We start from the raw sequence: 26180 nt of genomic DNA on the forward strand, positions 1-26180 counted from the left end.
TATATTACAAAAGAAGGAGGAGAACCTATGAAAATAGGAAAAAAGAACAAGTGGAAAAAATGGCTGGCCGGCACTCTTGCGGCAACGCTTATGATTTCCATTGCGCCTGCCGATGTATTTGCGGCAGAAACGCGTGAAAAACAAGATCAAGCGAAAACCGCCGCCATTCCGGCCGCAGACCCGGAAAAAGATCTTCCGGCGGAAAAAGCACCCGAGCAGATGCCGTTTAATCAAAAAGATATCAATCAAGACGGTGAGATCACGTCTGAAAGAACTGAGAATTCAAAGCTTTATTATGAAGGCGAGGGTGTGTACAAACAGGAAATCTACACAGACCCCATTCATACGAAAGAAACCGCCAATGCGGACTGGGAAGACGTTTCCCCTGAATTGAAAACCGGATCAAAGGAAGTCGGAACGGAGAATACAGTGCTGAACTCCGATTTTCTGAAGCAAATAAAAAACGGATTATACGCTACATTTGAACACGATGATCATAAGCTCACATACTCATTAACCGGCGCAAAAGGCCCCGATCAGGCTGCAATCACTCCGACAGATGCCTCAGCAAAAGTCAAGGGAGACAGCAACGAGCTTACGTATCAGCAAGTGTTTCCTGCTATTGATTTACAAACCTACACATTTAACGAAAACATAAAAGAAGACCTTGTGCTTCACAAATATGAAGGCTACAATTCCTTCACCTTTCAAATCAAAACCGACCTTCAGGCTAAAGAACAGGAAGACGGCTCGATCGCGTTTTCTGATGATAAAGACAATGTCGTCTACACCGTGCCGAAGCCCTTTATGACCGACTCAGATCTCGACGAAAAGTCAGGTGAAGTCAACAGGTCAGAAGATGTCAGCTTCAAGCTTGAAAAAAACAGCGAAGGCTACTTGCTCCATGTAACGGCCGATGAAAAATGGCTGAAAGATCCCAAGCGGGTTTATCCGGTATCTATTGACCCTTCAACATCAGTATCTGTGTCATCCGATACCTTTGTCATGAGCGCGTACCCGACGACAAACTACTCTGCCGCATCGCAGAAATGGGATGCCGGATTGAAAGCGTACGTGCTGAAAACTGGATATTATGACGGCACAACCGGAACGAACTACGCTTTTATGAAGTTTGATAATCTAAAGCCGATCAAAAACATGACGGTGACGAAAGCGACGCTCAAAGCGTACACAGCCCACTCCTATTACGGATCAAAAGCGACGGGGCTTTGGCTCGACACCGTTAACAGCAATTACGATAATGCCAAGATTACGTGGAAGAACAAGCCGGGCTCCAAAAACATCGGCAAAGCCGAGGTCTATAAAGGCCAATGGGCAAGCTTCGATGTCACCTCCGCAGTCAAGTCGTGGAACAGCGGCGGCGCCAATTACGGCTTTAAGCTTCACGCAAACGGCAACGGAAAAGAATATTGGAAGAAGCTGATGTCATCAGCAAACTCTGCTAAAAAACCATACATTGAAGTGACATACACGATTCCGAAGGCGGACACGCCGTCTGTCAAAGCGTATCATAACGGAGATTCGACAGGATTTTTCAATATCAGCTGGAAAAAAGCTGAAGGCGCCAAAAGCTATAAAGTCTGGCTCTATAACGGGAAAGAATACCAGGCCATTCCGGTCGGCAATGCAACCTCTTGGAGCACAAAAGGAAAAAACATCTGGCCGACAAAAGCGGAAATCGACTCCGGCAAATATAAGCTGCATACAGACGGAAAAGGCGGAAGTGAATTAGCGCTTAATCCTTCGCCGGTCTATAAAAACGCCGGCGGCAGCTATCCGGCAAGTAAAAATTACTGGGTCGCGGTCAGCGCGGTGTTTGACCAGGGAGAAGGCGCCATGTCTGCGGCCGCCAAGCCCGTCATTCCGAATATTGGAAGAGTTCAGAAACCGAGCACGAAAGGCTTTAATAACAACAACGCCACAGGCTGGTTTGATCTTTCCTGGAAAGCCGTATCAGGCGCAGCCGGGTATAAAATGCAAGTCTTTAACGGCAAAGGCTTTGAAACGCTTGACCTCGGAAATAAAACATCCTGGTCCACAAAAGATCAAAACATCTGGCCGACAAAGGCGGAAATCAGCGCCGGAAAATATGCGCTTCACCTGAAAGACAAAAAAGGCGCGGAATTGCCGATTAACCCGGGCCCCGTTTATAAAAACGCCGGCGGAGATGCAAATCGGAAAACTTACGGATTTAAAGTTATCGCCTATAACAAAGACGGAGAAGCGATCGCCTCACCGGAAGCGAGTCCGGCGCTGCCTGATATCGCAAAGCCGAAAAACCTGACAGGCTATGTCTATACGAACACGAAATCGAGCCAAACGGGTTATGTCAATCTCATATGGGATAAGGTCAAAAACGCCAAAGGCTACAAAATCAACATTTACAACGGAAAAGACTATCAATCATTCGATGTCGGGGATACCGATCATTGGACGACCCAAAACAAACGCATCTGGCCGTCAGCCGAAGAAGTGAAAGCGGGAAGATTCCAGCTTCACACGGACGGAAAGGGCGGCGAACTGGCGCTTGACCCTTCACCTGTTTACGAAAACGCAAACGGCAATTACAAAGGGAAGAAGAACTATTCCTTCACGCTGACCGCCTATGACGCAAACGGTGACAGCATACCGACGGCACCTTTTAACCCTGTTTTCCATGAAGGGGCGGAATTCCTCGGAACGGAAGAATTCTGGTCTATTATCGACATTCCGGACGGACAGCTGAACGGCGCGACGGGAAATGTCATCGTCAATGAGGAAGATATGTCAATCGACGGACGCGGGCCGGGGCTCGGGCTCTCCCGGACCTTTAACAGCCTTGACAGCTCTGACCATATGTTCGGCCAAGGCTGGTATGCCGATGCGGAAACGTCGATCCTTTCTGAAGACGGCAGAGCCGTTTATATTGATGAGGACGCGACAACACATGTCTTCACGAAAAAATCTGACGGCACGTATCAGCCGCCGACGGGCGTTTATCTCGAACTGACGGAAACAAGCGATCAATTTGTATTAAAAACAAAAGATCAGACGAACGCTTATTTCAGCAAAAAAGGCGGAAAGCTCCAAAAAATCGTTGACGGACACAACAATACAACCGTATACGAATATAACGACAGCAATCAGCTGACCGCCATAACAGACGCATCAGGGCGCAAGCTGACATTTACCTATGATGAAAACGGCCATGTCACATCTCTTACAGGGCCGAAAAACAAAAAGATTTCATATTCATATGACAAAGACCTTCTCAAAAAGGTGACGGATACTGACGGCAGCGTCACAAGCTACGACTATGATGCCGAAGGGCGCCTCGTCAAGCAGTATTCCGCAAACAGCACGGATGACAAACCGCTGTTCACTGAATACCAATACAGCGGCCACCGTCTGGCCAAAGCCGTCAATGCGAAAAAAGAAACGTACGACTACAGCTATGACGCGGACAAAAAAACGCTGCTCATGACGCAGCCGAACGGCCGCAAAGTGCAGTACGGCTATAACGAAGCGGGCAACCCGATTCAGATGATCGATGATGCCGAAGGGCTGAAAATCACGACCAACACCGTATACGAAGGCAACAACGTCATTCAGGACACCGATCCGAACGACGCGGATGCGGGCAAAGCGACAGAAAGCTATCAATATGATAAAGACGGCAACGTCACAGCCGTAAAAGACAACTACGGCACCGAAACGTATCAGTACAACAAAAACAATGACGTAACGAAAATGAAGGATACCGAGGGGAACGTCACTGATATTGCGTACGACGGACTTGATGCCGTTTCTGAAACGGATCAAAGCGGAAAATCCTCATCCGCCGCCGTGTACGACAAATACGGTAATCTCATTCAATCAAGCAAAGAGCTGGCAGCTTCGGCAAGCCTGCTGAAAGACGGCAGCTTTGAAGGAACAAAGCTTGGCTGGAATCTCACTGCTACGAGAGACAGCGGAAGCATCGCATCTGTAAAAGCAAGAAGCGGCGCGCTGTCCGGACAAAAAGCATTGGAGATCTCGTCACAATCCGCTTCAGCCGGAACAGAGCACGGCCATGCGTCCGCAACGCAGGAAGTGCAGCTAGAGCCGAATACGACGTATACACTCAGCGGCCAGATCAAAACGGATCTGACGAAGGCAAGAGCGTATTTCAACATTGATCTGCGTGACAAAGACCAAAAACGCATTCAATGGATTCACAATGAATCAGGCGCATTAGCCGGAAAGAATGACTGGACGAAACGGCAGATCACCTTTACAACACCGGCCAATGCAGGAAAAGCCATCGTCTATATGGAAGTGGATCATAACGACAAGGACGGCAAAGGAAAAGCGTGGTTTGATCAGGTTCAGCTGGAAAAAGGCGAAGTCTCTTCAAGCTATAACCCGGTGCAAAACAGCAGTTTCACGGCCAAAACAGATGGCTGGAGCACAAGCGGATCCGCCGCTGACCTTGATGAAGGCTTCGATGATGACAGCTCATTAAAAGCGTCCCGCACAAATGCATCACAAGCCAATGCGGCCGCAAAACAAACCGTTACGCTAGGCCAAAGCGCGGACGATAAGCCGGTATATATCACGCTGACAGGGATGTCCAAGGCTGACGGCGTAAAATTAACGAACGACAATGATTACGCTCTTCAGGCTGACGTCACTTATGCGGACGGCACGACGGGCGTATACACCGCCAAATTCCCGCAGGGGACACAGGAATGGAACCGGGCGGCGGCAGTCATTCCGAAAACAAAGCCGATCAATAGAATCGAAATCAGCATTCTGTTCCAAAAAAGCGCAACAGGAACGGCGTGGTTTGACGACATCCGTTTAATCGAAGGAAGCATCCTGACGAAAAACACCTATGACGAAAAAGGAAACTACGTCACAAAAGAAGAAGACGAACTAGGTTATGCAAGCACTGCTTCATATGACGAGACTGGAAAGAAAATGTCTGAAACCGACGCGAAAGGCGAAACAACCGCCTACGAATACGATCAGGCCGACCAGCTGACAAAGCTGACCTTGTCAAACGGCACATCCATCCTTCACAGCTATGACAAGGAAGGAAATGAGCTGACAAAAACGATTCGGGCCGGCGCAGACCAGACCTATCAATATGAATATGACGTCATGGGCAAGCTCGTCAAAACAACCGACCCGCTCGGCAATGTGCTGAAGAGTGAATATGACGCCAACAGCAACTTGACGAAAACCGTTTCCGCCAACGGCAATGAAGTGTCGCTGACCTATGACGGCACCGACCGGGTTAAGTCAAAAGCGTATAACGGCACTGAAAAATACAACTTTACCTATGACAAAAACGGCAATGAAACGTCGGTCACAAACAAAGAACAAAATACAACGAAAAAACGCACCTTTGACAACAAAAACCGCCTGACCGAATTAACCGACCGCGGCGGCAGCCAAAGCTGGACGTATCCGGCTGATTCGGATAAGCTGAAAACTTTCTCATGGAGCCACGGCGGCCAAAAAGGAACAAACAGCTTTACGTACAACAAACTTGATCAAATGATTGAAATGAAAGACGGCACTTCAGCCTATACATTTGATTATGATGAGAACGGCAATGTCCAGACATTCATCAGCGGAAATGAAGTCGGCACGAGCTTCTCATATGATGAGCGGAATCTCGTCAGCTCTCTTCATATCGGAGCGAAAAACGGCGGCAGCATCTTCCGGGAAAGCTATGAATACGACGCCAACGGCAACCGCACGGTCATCGACAGCTCAGCGGGCGGAAAGGTGCAGTACGAATACGGCAAGCTCAACCAGCTCGTCAAAGAAACTCATGAAGACGGCACCGTCATTCAATATACGTACGACGGCTTCGGCAACCGGACAAACGTCACCACCACAAAGGACGGCGCAAGCAAATCAGTCAACGCATCCTTCAACATCATGAATCAGCTGACGAAGGTGAATGACGAAGACCTGTCCTATGATAAAAACGGCAACCGCACATCCGACGGCAAATTCACATATACGTGGGACGCGGAAGACAACCTGACCGCCGTAACGAAAAAAGGCGAAGACAAGCCGTTCGCAACATACAAATATGATGAAAAAGGAAACAGAATCCAAAAAACCGTCAACGGAAACGTCACAAACTACTTCTACGACGGAGACAGCTTGAATGTCCTGTATGAAACAGACGCAGACAACAACGTCACAAAATCATACACGTACGGTGACAGCGGCCAGCTGTTATCCTATACAAAGAACGGCAAGAAATATTTCTATCACTACAACGCACACGGCGACGTCATCGCCATCACAGACAGCACCGGAAAAACCGTTGCCAAATATCAATACGATGCATGGGGAAATCCGACAAAAACCGAAGCGAGCGACGAAGTAAAAGACAACCGCTACCGCTACGCAGGCTACCAATACGACGAAGAAACCGGCCTGTACTATCTCATGGCCCGCTACTACGAGCCAAGAAACGGCGTATTCTTATCACTAGACCCAGACCCGGGCAGCGACGGCGATTCTTTAGATCAGAATGGATATGCATACGGAAACAACAACCCAGTCATGAACGTCGATCCTGACGGGCATTGGGTGTGGCTTGTGGTAAATGCCGGATTTGCAGCCTATGATGGATATAAGGCATATAAATCAGGTAAAGGATGGAGAGGTGCAGCCTGGGCAGCCGCTTCGAACTTTGGTCCTGGGAAGTTATTTAAGGGTGCTAGTCGGGTTTATAAAGCGGTTAAAAGTTACAAATTTGTTCGAAAAGCAAAAGGTGGTACGTATAAGGGAAGGCTTAAAAGTAAATATTCAAAGAAGCGTTTTGTACCCGATAGTTATTGGAGTAGAAAAGCTTCCCATTTTGGTACACCGAATAGCCGTATTACCCATTATAGATTATATAAAGGCAGGAAGGAGAGATCGACTGTAATATATGATAAATATGGGCGTCAAAAGTATCGCATAGATCACTCGAATCATGGTATGCCTAGAGCGCATTCTAAACCACACCTTCACGAATATCATTTTGGAAGAGGTTATGGGCCAAAAGGAAAAAATAAAACTCATAATTTTTGGAGATGAAAAAATGGATTGGTATTTAGATGAAAAAATAGAAAAGAAAATAAAGGATTTTCAAATAACTAACTTAAAACAAGTTACTAATTTTAATTATTATAGAGAATATAATGACTTTTATGACGTAATTAGTTCAATAGAGTTAACTCTATTGTACGAATATTTAAAGGAAGAATATCAAATAAAGTTAAAATTTGAGAATGTATCATCTGTAGAGTTAACTAACTTGGATTATGGTCATCAAGATTCTTATTTAAGTATTAACATAGAAAGAATTAACAATAGTTGGGAAAAAATAAAATATATAGTAGAAGATTATGAAGAACAATCTTTTAGATTTTATTGTGAGAATTATAAAGTAATTGGTGTTGAAAATACGAATAATTAATAATATAAAAGTCTTGTCAAATTTGGCTGGGCAAGACTTTTTATTTTAAAAATGATAATAATAACAAAGGTAGCCTATTTACTTTATACTTACTTGTTATTTAGGTTGTAAAAATAAAGAAATACATAAAATGTTTCACTTTAATTAAGCTCTATACGTATTCATTTCAAACTCTAGCTTTGGGCACTACCAACTGAGATATGTTAGAGATTTTAGAGTTCAGTTAAATTCTAATTTCTCATTGGCATAAACAGAAACAGAAGATTAATAGCTGTAGAGGCTGAGACTGTTTCTTTTGATTCAAAACAATTTTATGTGTATAAGGTTAACGAGTAAGAGAATCTCTAACCCTTGGGAGCATAACCAATGAAAAAAATAAAAATGAATAAAATCATAAACATGGACACCCAAGATTGTTTTTTTCATGCTGATCCACAGGGATGTGCCTACATTGGAAAAGAGTGAGAAAGGTGATATCACTGTTTCAATCTATGATCCTTCCGATGATGTTTTGAATTTTAAAGTGAAAGAGCAGATTTCATGCAGCGATATTCTGCTCTTTCAACAATGTGCAGATGGCTATGTCTTCGTTTATTACGAATCGTATGAGCCGAAGGTAAAGGTTTTTTCAGAAGAGGGAAGTGTGGAAAGTGCTTTTCACTTGCCTTCAGGGACTTCATGCAGTCTTCTGGATGAGAAACAAAACCTATGGATCGGTTTAAGTGATGAAGGCATTTATGATGATGAAAACTCAAATGGTCAAAGTGTGCTGTGCTTCACTTTAGACGGGCAATTAAAGGAAACGCATATTGATCAACAGCTTTCAGAAATATATGCGCCCGTTGTAGATGACTGCTATGCGCTTGCAGAAAAAAACGGACTGATCTACATGCTGTATTACTCATATAAAGTCATTGCTGCGTTTGATGAAACCGACGTGAAACGAGTGTGGATTATTTCTGATCAAGCATGTTCAGGGATATATGACCAGCTTGCGATTTCAGATGACGGGTTTTGGATATGCAAAGATGATCATTCACTGTCCCTCATTCCGGCTGATGTCAGTCTGCCGGTGCAAGAGGTAACGTGCTGTGATCCGGATGGCCGTGAGCTTTCGATACAACAGCTGAAACTAACAAGTAATGCTATTTATGCACTATCAGACTCGGGGATCTATAAGAGGGATATCAGAGGGGGAAAAACCAAATGAATGAAACATCTTTTTGGCAGCTTATTGACCAAGCTGGCAGTCATGAAGAACCTAATGAGTGGCTGCGTGATGCATTATTGAAAGAAGAAATCAATGAGATCGTTGATTTTGAATTTATGCTTCAGACATTCATGCAAAAAAGCTATCTTTCCTCGCTATGGGCCGCAGCATACATCCTAATGGACGGCTGCTCGGACGATACATTTGATTATTTCCGCGGATGGCTGATTGCCCAGGGCAAAGAGACATTCGAAAAAGTGCTGGATGATCACGAGTATTTGGCAGCGTACATCACGGAGGAAACGCTTGACGAGGAAGGCTATCCGCAAAATGAAGACTTGCTGTCAGTGTCAATCGAGGCGTTGACATATATGAAGACTGGTGACGATGAATGGGATGATAAAGTACACGACGAGCTTTTAGATGCGCTTGAACAAAAGGGACTTGCCGAAACGGACGGTATTGAATTGGATTGGGAAGAAGAAGATTTGCCTGAAAGGTTTCCAAAACTGTGGGAGCGTTTCGGGGATAATCCGCTGGGTGATTTTTAAATAGTAGAATATGAAGCTTGTATCAATAAGCGATACAAGCTTTTTTTAGAACAAATCTGAATGATAAATGACAAAAAAACAAGAGAATGGTTAATCAATTTAAAAGAACTTAAAAAAATGCCGGCGGAGGGAATGCGGTCGGTCTGTGCAAAAAAGATTAATTAGGTTTAACCTGTATTTTATCTACAATATCAGCTTTGTATTCTTATTAGTTATTCTTAATAATGCTGTTTTCATATTCCGATTCATCTTTAAATAGTTCTTCTTTAAATTAAAACTCTATGTAGCTTTTAAAATGTTTTAAGGCTGGGCTATATATCCCTTTTTTCTTTGTTATTCGTCTTTGGAACTCATGATTATTTTAGAATAGTATCAAGTGCTTTAGAGTATCTTCCAATGGAGATGATTTTAAATTAGCATGAGTTTCTAACCATTTAGCAAAGGTGTCAATATTTACCAATACCTACTTTAGTCACCCTCTTTTTCAGCCTATTATTTTTCATCTAGCAATAAGGGAGCTAGAATACAGCCCCCTTTCTTGAAATATTACACTACTTTCTACCTCTCCAGTCTTTTTTAGTCAACAGCTTATCTGCAGTCAACTGAATAACTTTTTTATCCTGTAAGATATCCTGAGTTTCTTGGTTAAACATATCAATCATATCAATAGCAATAAATATTTGTTTAGACATTGAATTGTAATGTTCTATAAGCTGCTCAACTGCCTCCTTTTCAATATTTTTGAATAGGAAAGAGTCATGCATAATAAAAGGGATTTCTGTTAGTGATAAGATAGCAAGGTCGAAGATTATCAGGTTAGTGTATGCTTTCCCTGTCCCAGTATTATCAAAAACTTTGTAATCATACTTACTATAAGTTAAAGATATTTCAGGGGCTGTCCTTTTATCTTCATGTATAAAGTCATTTATTTCTTTGAGTTTTGCATTCAAAGAATTGTTAAGCTCTTTAACAATTATTTCCTTTACTTCATCAAGTTCTTTTTGCTTTGATTTAGCTTCTTCCCTTGCAATTAAAAGCTTTTTATAATACTCATTCTCTAGTTTGAGGTTTTTTATCTTAGATGAATATTCAATTAGTGTATCAATAAATACAGTATACTCTTCATCCGGGCTTAATAAGTGGTCTTGCTTTTTAGTTACAACATTAATCTCTTTCTCTAATTCATCTATTCTCAATGATAATTCTTGTTGTGCAGTTTTTAACTCATCACTTAATATGGAGCTGATACCTTTATGGAAAGTTTCTATATTTTGCAATTTTTCAAGATTGACATTTGGAAAGAAATCTAAAAGATTTTCAAATGCTGCATCTGCTGATTTTTTTATAGTTCTAGTTGTCCTATTTAGCCTAGAAACATAATATTCTCTTTCCTCTATGAGTTGTTTTTTTCTTTCCCTTAGTTCAATCATTTCATCAGATATTAGTTCTTGAATATCTCCTGATGGAGTGTATGCATTTTTACCTAACCTCTTAATTTCTTTATCAAGTGATTGTATCTCTTTTATATTTTTCTCAAAATCTTTTTTGTTTATCTTTGGAATTAATTTGTATCTGCCAGCTTTATTTAATACTTGTTTTTTATCTTCTTTTTCTTTTAGCTCTTTATCCTGTAATTCAATAGCATTATACTTGTTAAACAATTTAATTAAGATTGTTATTGCTTGACTAAAAGTTTGTTTATGGTAGCTGTGTAAAGGTTTCTTAACATCATTATTTTCTTTACCCCATACCCTTGAGTAGTTACTAACAATACTTCTAAAGGATAATTTATCTGCATTTAATTCATATAATCTCTTTAAATTCTCTGTATAATCATTCACATCTATGCTGTGTAGCTTTTCATATTTTTCATTACTTTCATATACTATTTTTGGATTTTCAGTACCTCTAACAAAATGGTATTCACTTTTATTAAATATAAAGGTGTATCCAAAATCATGATGTCCTAAGTTTGCTATCATATCACTATTGTGAGAAATATATGTATTACCACCAAAAATAAAATCCAAAATCATAAGTAAAGTTGATTTACCAATAGAATTAGAACCTTTATTATCACCTAATATAACATTTAAGCCCTCATGGAAATAAATACACTCTTCATTAAAAATTGCACTTTTAATCCTTACTAACATATGTAACTACTCCTTTATCAAAATCTACTTTAATTGCATCAAGTATGTATAAAACATCAAGTGAATATACAAACTCATCAATTTCATTAAAGTGATTTTGTGTAGTAAAGAATAATTCTTTTATTGTCATTTCTTTTTCAGATATTTTTTCAAGGATAATTGGCATTTTACCAATTACTGAGTCACTAAACCTAATTACTTTGTTAGGCACTATCATGAGAACACCTCGCAATTCTGAACAAAAAAAGAAACAATAATAGCACAAGCACCTAAATTGCTAGTCCCAGTCTTTTTTGAGAGCCACTCAGTAAGTTGCCCATATATTACTTCTTGAGATGGCTCAATTCTGCTTAGACTGTTATAAAATGCACTTACTTGTGAGGCAATTGCATTAAATGACCTAGGGTATTGGCTATCTAGTTGAGCAAATTGATCTTTAATATAATAATAGTATTCAGTTATTTCATTTCTTATCCTCATTTTTGTTATTCTTGCCAATGTCTCATTTGCTTTTTCATCCAACTTTAAAGCATTCATTTCTAAAGGTTTAAGCTCAGCCTCATTAAATTCTTCTACTAGCATAGAAATTACTTCTTTTATTTCTGATTCAATCTGATAATCAATATATTTTGCTCTTGTCTCACTCTTAGACAATATGTTTTTCTTGATGCTTAATAACAATCTATACTCCATAACAGTTCTAGGATTATCAAATTTTGTATGGCAATCAGTACATAGTGCAATGTAATTTGCTAGGTTGTTTACATCTTCATGTATTTTTTCCTCATTTTTCAATAACTCTATTTCTGCTTTTGAGGGATTGAGTGGATAAATATGTGCACCTTCAAACAATTTATGTTTTTTTCCGCCTTTTTCATACATTAGAGGCTTTGTGCATAATGGACACATATTTTCAACTTCCGCAAGTAGTATTGCATTCTCATTAGGAGTAAGCTTTTTTCTATCAGGCATTTGTTACACCACCTTTATATCTACAGTACAACTTACTTACTATTCTACAAATAAAGATAAATCCCTCCTTTTTTCTACAAGATAAAAAAAACCTAAGGGTATCGGCGCACTGGCGCGGCTAGTTGGTCGAGAGAGATCTTACTACGTCATTTTTCGACAAAACACATATGCCTTCACCAATTAGAGTATAATGAGAATACTTGCAAGAGACAGGAGTTTATACATGAGTCATTTTAAAAACTATCAAATCAGTCATGACATTTTACGAGCACTGGAAGGACTGGGATATACAGAACCGACCGAGGTGCAGCAGAGCGTAATCCCCTCTGCCCTTGAACGAAAAGACCTCGTCGTCAAATCACAGACGGGCAGCGGCAAAACCGCGGCTTTCGGCATTCCGATCTGCGAGCTTGCGGAATGGGAGGAAAACAAACCGCAGGCGCTGATTTTAACGCCGACCCGCGAGCTTGCGGCGCAGATTAAAGAAGATATCACGAATATCGGCCGTTTCAAACGGATAAAAGCCACGGCGGTTTTCGGAAAAGCTTCTTTTGATAAACAGAAAACCGAACTGAAGCAAAAAAGCCACGTCGTTGCCGGAACGCCGGGGCGTGTGCTTGATCATATAGAGAAAGGGACGCTGCCGCTTGAACGGCTGGCGTATGTAGTGATTGACGAAGCGGATGAAATGCTGAATATGGGATTTATTGAACAGGTGGAAGCCATCATTCAGCATCTGCCGAAAAACAGAGTCACCATGCTGTTTTCAGCGACGCTGCCGGATGACGTCGAGAAGCTGAGCCGCACATATATGAAAGACCCTGAATTGATTGAAGTAAAAGCGGAAGGCCTGACGACAAAAGACATTGAGCATTTTGTCACCAGAACAGAAGAAGAGGACAAAACATCTTTGCTGCGTGATGTCCTGATCACCGAAAACCCGGACAGCTGCATCATATTCTGCCGGACAAAAGAAAGAGTCATCCAGTTAACCGATGAGCTGGACAGGCTGGGCTACCCTTGCGATAAAATTCACGGCGGCATGGTGCAGGAAGACCGCTTTGACGTCATGAATGAATTCAAGCGCGGCGAGTTCCGCTATCTCATTGCGACCGATGTTGCCGCCAGAGGAATTGATATTGAAAACATCAGCCTCGTCATCAATTATGATATTCCGCTTGAAAAAGAAAGCTATGTGCACCGCACCGGCAGAACGGGCCGCGCCGGACACCGCGGACGGGCCGTTACGTTTGTGACGCCGTCTGAATCGCGGTTTCTGAATGACATTGAGACATATATCGGTTTCCGCATCCAGAAGCGGGAGGCGCCGTCTGAGAAAGAAACAGCGGAACGGAAAGCGGCTTTTGCGGAAAAATTGAACGCCCGCCCCGATGTCAAAACAGACAAAAGCGAACAGTTAAACAAAGACATCATGAAGCTATACTTTAACGGCGGGAAAAAGAAAAAACTCAGAGCGGTCGATTTTGTCGGAACGATTGCGAAAATCGACGGCGTTTCAGCCGATGATATCGGGATTATCACGATTTTGGACAACGCATCGTACGTCGAGATTCTGAACGGCAAAGGCCCGCACGTTCTTGACATCATGAAAAATACAACGGTCAAAGGCAAAAAACTGAAAGTCCATAAAGCCAAGAAATAAAAAAAGAAAGCCTGCCGCGCGCAGGCTTTTGTTACGCCGTCTCCTCGGGGACGAACGCAAGAATGCCAATCCCGATTACAAACAAAATGATCAGGCTGAACACGGCGGCTGACGAATTTCCGGTCAGCTGGGCGGTCACGGCAATCAAAAGCGGGCCGATAATCGAAGCGAACTTGCCGAAGATATTATAAAAGCCGAAAAACTCATTGGCGTTCTGTTTGGGGACAAGCTTTGCAAAGTAAGAGCGGCTCAGCGCCTGAATACCTCCTTGGGAAGTGGCGACAAGCATAGCCAAAATCCAGAAGTCAAAAGCGGAATCCATAAAATAAGCATACGTGCAGACAATCATATACACGCCGATTCCGGCATAAAGCATCGTTTTTCCCTTAAACCGTTCGGCCAGCCGTCCGTACAAAATCGAAAAAGGCGCGGCGACGACCTGAGTGACAAATAAAACAATCAGCAGATTTGCCGCGCTGATGCCGAGGTCAGCCCCGTATGACGTGGACATTGTAATGATGGTGCCGACCCCGTCGATATAGAAGAAATAGGCGAGCAGAAAAAAAAACAGCGCCCGGTGCTTCCTGATCTGCTTCAGCGTGCCGGCCAGCCGTTTAAAACTGCTGAGTACAAGCCGCGGCTCCCTCTCGATATAATAGCGCTGGCGGACGCGGAGAAGGAGCGGGATCGAAAACAGCCCCCACCATGCCGCCGTAATCAAAAAGGCAATGCGGCCGGCAGCCTGGGCGGACAGCGGAATCACCTCCGCTTGTGCTGAAAGAATCACGGCAATGCTGAGGAGAAAAGGGATCGTACTGCCGATATAGCCCAGCCCAAACCCTCTGGCGGACACCATATTCATCCGCTCCTTTGCGGCCACATCAACGAGAAACGCATCATAAAACACATTAGACCCGGCAAAGCCGATCGTGGAAATCGTATAACAAATTAATAACAGCATCCAAGATTCGCCGGGAATCAAAGCCAGCGCGGCGGTGCCCGCCACACCGATCAGAAAAAAGAAGGCAAAAAACCGTTTCTTGCATCCTTTGTAGTCGGCAATCGTTCCTAAGACGGGGCCGAGGATCGCCAAAATAAAAGTCGCGGCGGCAATCGTATAGCCCAAATAAGCGGTAGAATCAGCCGCGCTGACACCGTTTTCCGCCGCCGCGGCTTTAAAAAACAAGGGGAAAACAGCCGTCATAATAATGACCGAATAAGCTGAATTGGCCCAATCATACAGCATCCAGCTGCTTTCTTCTTTCGAAAACCGTTTCATCACACACGCTCCTTCCCAAAAACCGGTTCTCTGCATTATATGCGCCTCATCCGCATCGTTGGACAAAGATTTCTGAACGGCGTTTTCTGATTGACCTGGAGATATTGAACTAGTTCAAAGGTGTAGCAGGTAAATGGTCAGGCGGGAGGGAGACAGAATTGAAGATTGCGAAAGTCATTAATAATAATGTCGTCAGTGTGCTCAAAGAAGGCAATCAGGAATTGGTCATCATGGGCCAGGGCATTGCTTTTCAAAAGAAAACGGGAGACCCGGTAGATGAAGCCCGCATTGAGAAAGTGTTCACGCTCGATAACAAAGATGTATCCGAAAAGTTCAAAACCCTTTTGTATGATATCCCGATCGAATGTATGGAAGTATCCGAAGAGATTATCAGCTATGCGAAATTACAGCTCGGCAAAAAGCTCAATGACAGCATCTATGTGTCGCTGACCGACCATATTAACTTTGCGATCCAGCGCAATAAGAAAGGGCTGGATATCAAAAACGCCTTACTGTGGGAAACGAAACGGCTGTACAAAGACGAATTTGCAATCGGCAAACAAGCGTTGGCCATGGTAAAAAACAAGACTGGCGTGTCTCTGCCGGAGGATGAAGCAGGCTTTATTGCGCTGCATATTGTCAATGCCGAGCTGAATGAAGAGATGCCCAATATCATCAACATTACAAAAGTCATGCAAGAGATTTTGAGTATCGTAAAATACCATTTTAAGATTGACTTCAACGAGGAATCACTTCACTATTATCGGTTTGTCACCCACTTAAAGTTTTTCGCACAGCGTCTTTTTAACGGCACACATATGGAAAGCCAGGACGATTTTTTGCTGGAGACTGTGAAAGAAAAGTACCATCGGGCGTATGAATGCACGAAGAAAATCCAAACATGCATTGAGAGGGCGTATAAGCACAAGCTCACCAGTGACGAGCTGCTGTATTTAACGATTCACATAGAAAGGGTAGTCAAATAAGCATAATGAAAGCGTTGGCATTTTTTTCTTCATTCACATATGATCTTGTTAGGATTGTTACTGATAAGCAGGCAAAACCTAAATTACAATGAGCGCTGATCATTTCTGTTTGTGCTGATGGTAATTTAGGTTTTTTTAAGATTCATTATTATCATTATTCTGACCGATGTCCCCTTTTAACAGAATCATGTATGATCGATAAAGAAATCGTTTTCAAAGAAAGGGGAATGCCGACATGTTTTATCGTATGAAACGAGTGCTGCTGCTTCTTGTCACTGGATTGTTTTTGAGTTTGTGTGCGATCACTTCTACTGCATCAGCTCAAACAGGCGGATCGTTTTTTGAACCTTTTAACAGCTATAACTCCGGATTATGGCAAAAAGCAAATGGTTATTCCAATGGAGATATGTTCAACTGCACGTGGCGTGCAAATAATGTATCAATGACGTCATCAGGTGAAATGCGTTTGGCGCTGACAAGCCCGTCTTATAACAAGTTTGACTGCGGGGAGAACCGCTCCGTTCAAACCTATGGCTATGGACTTTATGAAGTCAGAATGAAACCGGCTAAAAACACAGGGATCGTTTCATCGTTCTTCACTTATACAGGTCCAACGGATGGCACTCCTTGGGATGAGATTGATATCGAATTTTTAGGAAAAGACACGACAAAGGTTCAATTTAACTATTATACAAATGGCGCGGGAAACCATGAGAAGGTTGCGGATCTCGGATTTGACGCGGCCAATGCCTATCATACGTATGCGTTCGATTGGCAGCCAAACTCTATTAAATGGTATGTCGATGGGCAATTAAAACATACTGCGACAAGCCAAATCCCGACAAACCCGGGAAAGATCATGATGAACTTGTGGAATGGGATAGGTGTCGATGACTGGCTCGGTTCCTACAATGGTGTAAATCCGCTATACGCTCATTATGACTGGGTGCGCTATACAAAAAAATAATGTACAGAAAAGGATTTCCGCTGGCGGAAATCCTTTTTTAATTAAAACGAAATAATCCCAATCAAAAGCGCCGCAATCGTCATCACAATCGTTGTTCCCACGGCCCATTTGATGGTGAATTTTTGATGATCGCCAAAGCTGACGCCCGCCATTCCGACCAATAGATAGGTGGATGGCACAAGCGGGCTGAGCAGATGCACCGGCTGGCCCAGCAAGGAGGCTCTTCCGATTTCAGCGGCGTCTATTCCGTAAGCGGAAGCGGCTTCGGCGATGATGGGAAGCACACCGAAGTAAAAGGCGTCATTTGACATGAAAAAAGTGAAAGGCATGCTGGCAATCGCAGTGATCAACGGCAGATGCGGGCCCATGGCATCAGGGATGAGGGAAACGAGAGAATGCGCCATCGCATCCACCATTTTTGTGCCGGAGAGAATGCCTGTGAATATGCCTGCCGCAAACACCATTGAGACAACGTTTAACGCATTACCCGCATGCGCTGAAATCCGTTTCTGCTGCTCTTTGACATTTGGATAGTTGATCATCAAGGCGATGGCGAACGCGATCATAAAAAGAACAGGGATGGGAAGCAGGCTGGTGATCAGCGCGGCCATCAGGGCGACAGTGAGCATCAGGTTGAACCATTGGAGAGCGGGACGCTTCAGCGGCGCCGCCTCCGGATCAGAAGACGGCGCGTGTTCAATTGAAATGACACCGAGCCGCTTCCGTTCTTTTTTTCCGAGGAGATAAGCAACGGCGATCACCCAGAGAACGCCGGCAATCATAGCGGGAATCAGCGGCGTAAAGACTTCCGGCGTGTCCAATTTCAAGGAAGCTAAAACCCTCGCCGTCGGCCCGCCCCACGGAATAATATTCATGACCCCTGAGCCGAGCATCGCAATTCCCGCCAGCACCAAACGGTTCATGCCGAGCCGTTTGTAAAGGGGCAGCATTGCCGCAATCGTAATCATATACGTTGTTGTCCCATCTCCGTCCAGCGAAATGGTCATCGTCAGAACCGCTGTGCCGATGGCGATTTTTAACGGATCCCCTTTGACAAGCGATAGAATTTTGGCAATGAGGGGATCAAACAGACCTGAGTCAATCATAATGCCGAAATACAGGATGGCGAATAACAGCATAATCCCGGTAGGAGCGAGGTCTGTAACGCCTTGAATCATCATCTCGCCGAGATCTTTGCCAAATCCGCTGATCAGGGCAAACACAACAGGAACGACAATCAAAGCAATAAGAGCGGAAAGCCGATTAGACATAATAAGGTACATAAAGACAATCATCATCACAAAACCGAGTATGGCAAGCACGATATGACCTCCCCTGTTCAACAGCTGTATTGGTAAGCGCTTTCACAATTTATTTCTGTGAAAATGGCTTATTTCAAAATGTGTATGACCGCATATGTAAATACAGACCTAAAATCCTAATGAGCGGATCAGCAGTTTATATGAAGAACGCCGCGGGTAAATGTGCTGTAGAATGTTTCGTTTTAAAAGGGGGAACTGACATGAGTGATGATCAAAACAAACGAGTAAATGAACACTCAAAGGACGAACAGCTGGAGCAGTACCGGTCTGATAACAGCGGCAAAAAAATGACGACCAATCAGGGGCTTCGCGTGTCTGAGGATGAACATTCTTTAAAAGCGGGCGTCCGCGGCCCCACGCTGATGGAGGATTTTCATTTTCGTGAAAAAATGACGCACTTTGACCACGAGCGGATTCCGGAACGGGTCGTTCATGCGCGCGGGTACGGCGTTCATGGGCATTTTCAGGTGTACGAACCGATGACGGAATATACACGGGCGAAATTTTTGCAAGACCCGTCCGTCAAAACGCCTGTTTTCGTCCGTTTCTCAACAGTGGCGGGTTCCAAGGGGTCAGCCGACACCGTCCGTGACGCCAGGGGATTTGCGACGAAGTTTTATACTGAAGAAGGGAACTATGACCTCGTCGGAAACAATATTCCGGTGTTCTTCATTCAGGACGCGATCAAATTCCCGGATCTCGTTCACGCCATAAAACCGGAACCGCACAATGAAATGCCGCAGGCTGCGACGGCTCATGATACGTTCTGGGATTTTGTCGCTAATAACCCTGAGTCGGCTCACATGGTCATGTGGACGATGTCTGACCGCGGCATCCCGCGAAGCTATCGGATGATGGAGGGCTTCGGCGTGCATACGTTCCGTTTCATCAACGAGAAAGGAAAAGCGCGCTTTGTAAAATTCCACTGGAAACCCGTGCTCGGCGTTCATTCCCTCGTATGGGATGAAGCGCAGAAAATTGCCGGGAAAGATGCCGATTTCAACCGCCGCGACCTGTGGGAAACGATTGAAAACGGCGGCAAAGTCGAGTATGAGCTCGGTGTTCAGATGATTGACGAAGAAGATGAATTTAAGTTTGATTTCGATATCCTTGATCCGACGAAGCTGTGGCCGGAGGAGTTGGTTCCCGTCAAGCTGATCGGAAAAATGACCCTTGACCGCAATCAGGACAATGTCTTTGCGGAAACGGAACAGGTCGCCTTTCACCCGGGAAATGTCGTGCCGGGCATTGATTTCACCAATGATCCGCTTCTGCAGGGCCGGCTTTTCTCTTATACGGATACACAGCTCATCCGTCTTGGCGGGCCGAATTTTCACGAGATTCCGATCAACCGGCCGGTCTGCCCGTTCCATAACAACCAATACGACGGCTACCACCGGATGACGATTAATAAGGGTCCCGTCGCCTATCATAAAAATTCCCTGCAGAACAATGATCCGTCGCCGGCTTCAGAAGAAGAAGGCGGATACGTTCATTACCAGGAAAAAGTAGAAGGCAGAAAAATCCGCCAGCGCAGCGAGAGCTTCAATGACTATTTTTCTCAGGCCAAGATGTTCTGGAACAGCATGTCTCCCGCCGAGAAAGAACATATCATCTCCGCTTTCTGTTTTGAAGTCGGAAAAGTGAACAGCAAGGACGTGCAGCAGCAGGTGGTTGATGTCTTCAGTCACGTCGACGCCGGGCTTGCCGAGCGTGTTGCGAAAGGAATCGGCGTGAACCCGCCGCCGAAGGACCGTGAATCTGATGAAACGTTCACTTCCCCGGCCTTAAGCCAGGAAAACACGGTGAAGACGGCAGCGACAAGGCAGGTCGCGGTTTTAACCGACCACGGGTTTTCTGATGAGAAAGTCAAACAAGTGCTTGACGCATGCAAACAGGCGGGAGTCAGAGCCGATATCATCAGCCCCGCGCTGGGAACCGTCAAGGGGGAAAACGGCACGGAGCTCGAAGCGTCAGCCACTTTCCTGACAGCGGATTCCGTCCTGTACGACGCTGTTTTCATTCCGGGCGGAAAACAAAGCACAGACAGCCTCAAAGCCCAAAAATCGGCCAGAGACTTCGTCAGCGAAGCTTTCAGCCATTACAAAGCGATCGGCGCCTCCGGTGAAGGAAAAGAACTTCTCGCCCTCGCCGCCGGAACCGAAAGCGGCCCCGGCCTTGTTCCGGACGGAAACCATGAACAATTTCTGAACGCCGTGGCTGAGCATCGGCATTGGGACAGAAACATATAAGAATGAAAAAGCGCCTTTTATGAGAGGGGCGCTTTTTCCTTGTGAAAGTGAAATATCTGAACGAAGCATTAATATTGGGAGAAAACGAAAATGGCTTCCGTGCAAATCCGTATCTTCCGCTGTCCGGGACATTCAGACAACAGTTTTAGAGAGTCAGGGCATTGCATTATTTAAAGGGTTCTGACTGATGGTGAAATGATCTTTGGTTTACTTCCGCTCTGTGTTTGTGTATCTTAGGGGTAGATTTTCTGGAGGAGCGAATGATAGTGAAGCCGTTTACCGAAAAACAACTTGAAGAATATTACCGGCGTGACGAAAACATGATGATTTTGGTGTTTGCCCAGTGGTGCGTCAATCATGACCTTGATCCGATGGCCATTTACAGCAAGGCTTATCCCGGACAGCCTTTAAACGAAGAGCTGCGAAAAACGGCTGAAGAGCTTGTCGTGCCGAAGGAGGAATCAGAACCGATTCCTGATCAAACCGTTATCGGCGTTTTGGAGATGTTCGGCAACTCCGATTTGGCGGAAGCCGTTTATGAAGCCATTGCGCAAAGACCTTCACGGTAAAAGAGGCGTGGATTTTCCATGTCTCTTTTTTTCATGGAGAAAATGTGAAAGAAGGCCCAGAAACAATTTGCTGATCCGCGCTGTCTATAGAGTGTAACCCGTTTTCAAAAAGGGAACGGTAATGAAAAGGAGGAGTTGTGATGAAAAAGGCATTCAAAATGATGGCGGCTGTGCTCTTAACCGTGCTGACAGCCGCGCCGTTCGGAGGTTTCGCGCCTTCAGCCGAGGCCGCGCAAACTGCAAAGCCCGTTGTCAAAAGCCATACGTATAAGCATGTAAAACAGCTGACATACCCCGAGGTCACAAATACGGGAAACGCATCTTTTGAAAAGAAAGTCAATCAGGACTTCAAGCGCTATATTGAACAATCGTACAAAGAATATGTGAAAAACAAAAAAGACGGTGAAAAACAAGGCTACAAAGCGGAATACCAAACAGATTTTAAGGTGAAGTATAATCAAGACGGCAAGCTCAGCATTCAGACGGAAGACTACAGTTACACAGGCGGCGCACACGGGCTGACATCCGTTCAGACCTTTAATTACGACCTGGCCGCGAAAAAACGGGTCACACTCGATAATGTGCTGAATACAAAAACGAAAGCTAACAAAACGAGAGACTATCTTTACGGCTACATCAAGAAACATGACGATCTGTTCGATCAGGACGTCAAAAAACAAGAGATCATCCTGAATAATGAAAGACCTTTTTTCTTTACGAAAAACGGCATTGCCGTTGTGTTCGGACAATATGATCTCGGGCCGTACGCGGCAGGAATCCGGGACGTTTTCGTACCTGCATCCGTCTATCAATAAAAAAAAGCGATATCACTCCAAAACGGAGCGGTATCGCTTTTTCTATTACCAGACAAACAATCCGACAATCGCCGCGCTCAATAAGGAAACGGCAATTCCGCTGACAAGCAGCTTCCAGACGTTTTTTCCGATGATGGCTGATTTTTCACCATCAAGCAGAGATTGATAAGATCCGTAGATCATACCGATGGTGCTGAAGTTTGCGAATGATGTCAGGAATGTCGTAGCCACGGCAATCGTGTGCGGCGGAAGTGAATTCAGCTGCCCTTTCAGATCGGCCATTGCCACAAATTCATTCGTCGCGAGCTTGATGCCCATCAGCTGTGCGACATACATCGCGTCATGTACGCCTAATCCGAGAAGGAAGGCAAACGGACTGAAGATGTATGAGAAAATCTTTTGAATGGTCAACCCGTGCATGAACAGCCCGAGTACGCCGTTTAACGCGGCCGTTAACGCCACATAGCCGATTACCATCGCTAAAATGACAATGACCATGTTCATGCCGACAAGCATACTGTTAGAAATCGTGGAGAAGAAGTCTTTTTTCTCCGCTTTTGAAGGAACGTAAATAATATCATCCTCTTTAGAAACGTCCACGGGATTCAGCATATTGGCGATTAAAAGCGCGTTTAAGCAATTCAGCGGGATGGCTGTAAACACATAAGTGGACGGAACCATCGTCAAGTATGATCCGATGATCGAGCCGCTGATGCTGCTCATGCTCATCAGCCCGAATGTCAAAAGCCGATTGTTGCTGACGGCGGCAAGCTGCTGGCGGATGACGGCTAAAGCTTCCGTATTTCCTAAAAACATCATCTGGATGGAGAAAAAGCTCTCCAGCTTCGGCAGACGGGATATTTTGGAAATCAGCCAGCCGATTTTATCAATGAGCCACGGCAGAATACCGAAATACGACAGCATATCAAAGAAGGTCACGACGAAGATAATCGGCAGCAATGCGCTGAAGAAAAAATCAACCGTCGGGTTCGCCATGACAGACGGAAAAGCGAACGCAATCCCTTGACTGGCGCAGGAAATCAGCCATGTAAAGAACGCGCCGATCTTCCCGATGACAAAGCCGCCGACTTTTGTCCCTAACATAAACCAAGTAATCAGAAACTCAAAGACGAGGAGCATGACAATCGGACGCCATTTAATCTTCTTCTTGTTGGGAGAGCATAAGAAAACAACAGCCATGACAACAATGAGACCGACAATGTTCAATAAAAAGTACATGTGAGCAACTCCTATAAGGGTATTATGGAAATAAAAAAAGCTCTTATTCGTCACAAATTCCTGAAAGCCAGAAAGTGTGATAAATAAGAGCCAAAAGAAAAGAATAGACAGCGTCATATGCTTTTCACTCGTTCAAATTTATGCAAACTTTCTTGTAGTCTAGTCTTTTACGGCACTAGGTAGAAACAATCAGACCATATTACTGATCATATACAAGAATAACGATATTACATGAGATAGCAGTATTTTATCGTTTCAATTTTTGAAAATCAACCTTTTTAGATATTTTCAAAATAATAAATTTATATTATAAATAAAGAAAATAAAGGATGTGCATAAGTAATTGGATAATAAAGGTATAAAAAACCCCTGAAAACCGTTCCGATTCATTGTAAAGACGGGATGCAGCTGATAAAATGGATCTGAGGGCACAGCCTTCAAAAGACGGCAGAAAAGGGGTCATTTTCGTGATCATCCAGTTCATTCGTTACAGATAATGAGAGGTATAGATGAATAGGTTAAACCTTCCAATTTGGCGAGGTTTATTTGTCTATGCCTTTTTCATTTCATCGGAATAACGAATGAATGAGGTGTTTTTTTGACGTCTATAAAAAGAAAACGCGCGGAATTACTGCAATCATGCCAGTCCGTGTTCAGGTGTCCGCTATGCCGGTCGGCCATGGCGGTCTCACAATACCGAAGCTTGATTTGCGGACAGGGGCATACATTTGATATATCAAAACAAGGATATGTGAATTTCCTCAATAAATCGGTCAAAACCCGCTATGACAGGCAGCTGTTCGAAGCGAGACGCGAGCTTTTTGACAGCCGGGAATTTTTTGCGCCGGTTCAAAAGGAGATTGCCGCCATCATCACCCATATTCAATCTCCGCAAACATCAGCGGCGATATTGGATGCGGGGTGCGGAGAAGGGTCTCATTTAGCCGCCGTATGCAAATGGCTTCAGCCTGCTTTTTCCGTGACGGGAATCGGCATTGATCTCTCGAAAGAAGGTGTGATGCATGCCGCAAAGGCCTTCGGGAATCATATGGTTTTTGCCGTCGCTGATGTGGCGGATGCGCCGTTTGCCGACAGCTGTTTTGATGTCGTGATGTCTGTTTTATCACCTTGGAATTACAAGGAATGCAGCAGGCTTTTACGAAAGGGCGGCACAGTCATTAAAGCGGTGCCGCGGCGTGATTATTTGAAGGAAGTAAGGGAATTCTTCTTCGGAGACAGTCCTCGGCTGAATGACACCGCCGATTCTGCGGCCGGACGATTCCAAGCGGGCTTTCAAACCTTTGAGCGCAAACGGCTGTGTTACACAAAGACTTTAGCGCAGCCTGACCTCGAGCGGCTTGTGAAAATGACGCCCTTAACATGGAAATGTACTGATGACAGCATCCGGCGGTTTATCAGCCGGAAAGAGGCTGCTGTCACGATAGATATCGATATTTTAATCGGAACCGATCCGCTGTAAAACGGAAAAGACACGCTGATCGCGTGTCTTTTTTTATTTCCAGACTTCACCGGCAATGTTGACGACATGGCGCAGTTTTGCCCATTGCTGTTCTTCTGTGATCAGGTTTCCTTCCTCAGTGGAGGCGAATCCGCATTGCGGGCTGAGGCAAAGCTGATCCAGGCTGACATATTGTGAAGCTTCTTCAATCCGGCGTTTAATCGCGTCCTTGTCTTCAAGTTCGCCATGTTTCGACGTAATCAATCCAAGCACAAGCTGAAGATCAGAGCGTTTGACATAACGGAGCGGTTTGAAGCCGCCGGAGCGGGAATCATCATATTCCAGGAACAATCCGTCAAGGTCAAGCCCGTCAAAAATCGTTTCAGCCGCTGCATCATAGCCGCCTTCAGCCGTCCATGTGGATTGGAAGTTGCCGCGGCAGATATGCATCGTAACCTTCAGATCGTCAGGGCGGTCCTTGATGGCGTCATTAATGGAAGCGGCAAACAGCTTGCGCAGCTCATCCGGCGTCGTGCCGAAAGCTTCAATCTGACGAAGCCCCGCTTCTGATAAGAAAACGGCCCATGCGGTGTCATCGAGCTGAAGGTAGCGGCACCCGGCGTCATAGAAAGCTTGAATCGCTTTTTTATACGCTTTTGACACATCGTGCTGAAATTGTTTGTAATCATTCTGGTAGGACGCTTTTTCCAATTTTCCGCGGAAAAACAGCATATTCGGACTTGGGATGGTCATTTTCGGAACAGCATCGCCGGCAATGCTGTGCAGGAATTTATAATCTTCGAGCATCGGATGCTGAGAAAAATCAATGTCTCCCGTTACTTTAATGCCGCGCGCTTTCGTCTGTACGTTGTGAAACTGAATGCCGCTTTCAGGCGTAAACGCTTCGACGCCGTCTAAATTTTCGAGAAAATCAAAATGCCACCAGGCACGGCGGAATTCGCCGTCAGTCACGACATTGAGGCCGGTTTCTTTCTGCTTTTTCACACTGCGGATGATTTCTTTGTTTTCGATTTCGCGCAGCTGTTCTGCCGAAATCTCACCCGCCGCTCTTTGCAGGCGGGCTTGCTTCACAGCCGCCGGCCGCAGCAGGCTTCCGACTTGATCCGCGCGAAACGGCGGGTTTTTTCTTAGAAGCGTATGCAATGGTTGTTCTGTGTTTTGCTGTGACATGAACGATTCCTTCTTTCCTGATGAAATATAAAAAAACTCTTCCCTCGGATAGGGAAGAGCTTGCGTCCGCAAATC

At 44.5% G+C, this 26180-nt stretch carries 18 protein-coding genes, 1 pseudogene and 1 riboswitch; of the genes and pseudogenes, 12 read left to right on the forward strand and 7 right to left on the reverse strand.

The window, feature by feature from the left end:
* The first annotated feature begins 27 nt into the window (after positions 1-27).
* From AC1RRX_RS15200 to AC1RRX_RS15220, 5 genes and pseudogenes are all read left to right on the forward strand, one after another.
* The gene (locus tag AC1RRX_RS15200) at positions 28-7092 is read left to right on the forward strand and encodes a DNRLRE domain-containing protein (RefSeq protein WP_237436956.1); all 7065 of its coding nucleotides are present in this window, start codon (positions 28-30) and stop codon (positions 7090-7092) included.
* Positions 7093-7096: 4 nt separating this feature from the next.
* Positions 7097-7474, forward strand: coding sequence for a hypothetical protein (locus AC1RRX_RS15205; protein WP_136803209.1), 378 nt, complete (start codon positions 7097-7099; stop codon positions 7472-7474).
* Positions 7475-7840: 366 nt separating this feature from the next.
* Positions 7841-8168: pseudogene (locus AC1RRX_RS15210) on the forward strand (DNA-binding protein); the annotation flags it as partial.
* A gap of 72 nt (positions 8169-8240) precedes the next feature.
* On the forward strand, positions 8241-8684 hold the full coding sequence (locus AC1RRX_RS15215; protein WP_488592135.1) for a YxiH-YxzG fusion protein: 444 nt from the start codon (positions 8241-8243) through the stop codon (positions 8682-8684).
* On the forward strand, positions 8681-9235 hold the full coding sequence (locus tag AC1RRX_RS15220; RefSeq protein ID WP_065982695.1) for a DUF4240 domain-containing protein: 555 nt from the start codon (positions 8681-8683) through the stop codon (positions 9233-9235). Before AC1RRX_RS15215 ends, AC1RRX_RS15220 begins: the two co-directional genes overlap by 4 nt.
* Positions 9236-9786: 551 nt before the next feature.
* Here the strand turns inward: AC1RRX_RS15220 and AC1RRX_RS15225 are convergent.
* Genes AC1RRX_RS15225 through AC1RRX_RS15235 form a run of 3 tightly spaced genes read right to left on the reverse strand, consistent with a single transcriptional unit; the run spans position 9787 to position 12363 of the window.
* Positions 9787-11391, reverse strand: a complete 1605-nt coding sequence (locus tag AC1RRX_RS15225) for a DUF2326 domain-containing protein (RefSeq protein ID WP_136803210.1) — start codon at positions 11389-11391, stop codon at positions 9787-9789.
* Entirely contained in the window at positions 11375-11608 is a 234-nt protein-coding gene (locus AC1RRX_RS15230; RefSeq protein WP_136803211.1) for an ABC-three component system middle component 7, read from the reverse strand. Before AC1RRX_RS15230 ends, AC1RRX_RS15225 begins: the two co-directional genes overlap by 17 nt.
* Positions 11605-12363 (reverse strand): ABC-three component system protein, encoded by a 759-nt coding sequence (locus AC1RRX_RS15235; protein WP_136803212.1) that lies wholly within the window; start codon positions 12361-12363, stop codon positions 11605-11607. The genes AC1RRX_RS15230 and AC1RRX_RS15235 overlap by 4 nt, the downstream gene beginning before the upstream one ends.
* A gap of 223 nt (positions 12364-12586) precedes the next feature.
* Here AC1RRX_RS15235 and AC1RRX_RS15240 point away from each other — a divergent pair, with 223 nt between their 5' ends.
* Positions 12587-14026 (forward strand): DEAD/DEAH box helicase, encoded by a 1440-nt coding sequence (locus tag AC1RRX_RS15240; RefSeq protein WP_136803213.1) that lies wholly within the window; start codon positions 12587-12589, stop codon positions 14024-14026.
* A gap of 31 nt (positions 14027-14057) precedes the next feature.
* Here the strand turns inward: AC1RRX_RS15240 and AC1RRX_RS15245 are convergent, their stop codons facing one another.
* Positions 14058-15308: an MFS transporter gene (locus AC1RRX_RS15245; protein WP_109680561.1), complete on the reverse strand. Its 1251-nt coding sequence runs from the start codon at positions 15306-15308 to the stop codon at positions 14058-14060.
* A gap of 155 nt (positions 15309-15463) precedes the next feature.
* On the opposite strand from AC1RRX_RS15245, the gene licT reads away from it, so the two are divergent.
* Together licT and bglS are read left to right on the forward strand one after the other, a co-directional pair.
* Positions 15464-16291 (forward strand): BglG family transcription antiterminator LicT, encoded by an 828-nt coding sequence (licT, locus tag AC1RRX_RS15250; protein WP_144464764.1) that lies wholly within the window; start codon positions 15464-15466, stop codon positions 16289-16291.
* Between the two features lie 235 nt (positions 16292-16526).
* Positions 16527-17258 (forward strand): beta-glucanase, encoded by a 732-nt coding sequence (bglS, locus tag AC1RRX_RS15255; RefSeq protein ID WP_007407782.1) that lies wholly within the window; start codon positions 16527-16529, stop codon positions 17256-17258.
* A 41-nt stretch (positions 17259-17299) separates the two neighbouring features.
* Here the strand turns inward: bglS and citH are convergent, their stop codons facing one another.
* Positions 17300-18580, reverse strand: a complete 1281-nt coding sequence (gene citH, locus AC1RRX_RS15260; protein ID WP_144464766.1) for a citrate transporter CitH — start codon at positions 18578-18580, stop codon at positions 17300-17302.
* Between the two features lie 200 nt (positions 18581-18780).
* Here citH and AC1RRX_RS15265 point away from each other — a divergent pair, with 200 nt between their 5' ends.
* The 3 genes from AC1RRX_RS15265 to AC1RRX_RS15275 all read left to right on the forward strand — a co-directional run bounded on the left by AC1RRX_RS15265 (position 18781) and on the right by AC1RRX_RS15275 (position 22216).
* Positions 18781-20832, forward strand: coding sequence for a catalase (locus tag AC1RRX_RS15265; protein ID WP_053104109.1), 2052 nt, complete (start codon positions 18781-18783; stop codon positions 20830-20832).
* A 260-nt stretch (positions 20833-21092) separates the two neighbouring features.
* Positions 21093-21401 (forward strand): protein YxiS, encoded by a 309-nt coding sequence (gene yxiS, locus AC1RRX_RS15270; RefSeq protein WP_015418528.1) that lies wholly within the window; start codon positions 21093-21095, stop codon positions 21399-21401.
* Between the two features lie 140 nt (positions 21402-21541).
* Positions 21542-22216 (forward strand): DUF3298 and DUF4163 domain-containing protein, encoded by a 675-nt coding sequence (locus tag AC1RRX_RS15275; RefSeq protein ID WP_007407777.1) that lies wholly within the window; start codon positions 21542-21544, stop codon positions 22214-22216.
* 45 nt (positions 22217-22261) lie between these two features.
* Here AC1RRX_RS15275 and AC1RRX_RS15280 read toward each other — a convergent pair whose 3' ends face one another.
* Complete coding sequence (locus tag AC1RRX_RS15280; RefSeq protein ID WP_007407776.1) at positions 22262-23455, reverse strand: NupC/NupG family nucleoside CNT transporter; 1194 nt, start codon at positions 23453-23455, stop codon at positions 22262-22264.
* A 135-nt stretch (positions 23456-23590) separates the two neighbouring features.
* Positions 23591-23691: riboswitch (purine riboswitch) on the reverse strand.
* A 362-nt stretch (positions 23692-24053) separates the two neighbouring features.
* Between AC1RRX_RS15280 and AC1RRX_RS15285 the strand changes: the two genes are divergently transcribed.
* On the forward strand, positions 24054-24935 hold the full coding sequence (locus AC1RRX_RS15285) for a methyltransferase domain-containing protein (protein ID WP_144464768.1): 882 nt from the start codon (positions 24054-24056) through the stop codon (positions 24933-24935).
* Between the two features lie 33 nt (positions 24936-24968).
* Here the strand turns inward: AC1RRX_RS15285 and AC1RRX_RS15290 are convergent, their stop codons facing one another.
* Positions 24969-26105: a 5-methyltetrahydropteroyltriglutamate--homocysteine S-methyltransferase gene (locus AC1RRX_RS15290; RefSeq protein ID WP_095352530.1), complete on the reverse strand. Its 1137-nt coding sequence runs from the start codon at positions 26103-26105 to the stop codon at positions 24969-24971.
* Positions 26106-26180: the final 75 nt, after the last annotated feature.

The sequence above is a fragment of the Bacillus sp. GW821-FHT11D08 genome (genome assembly GCF_058808515.1).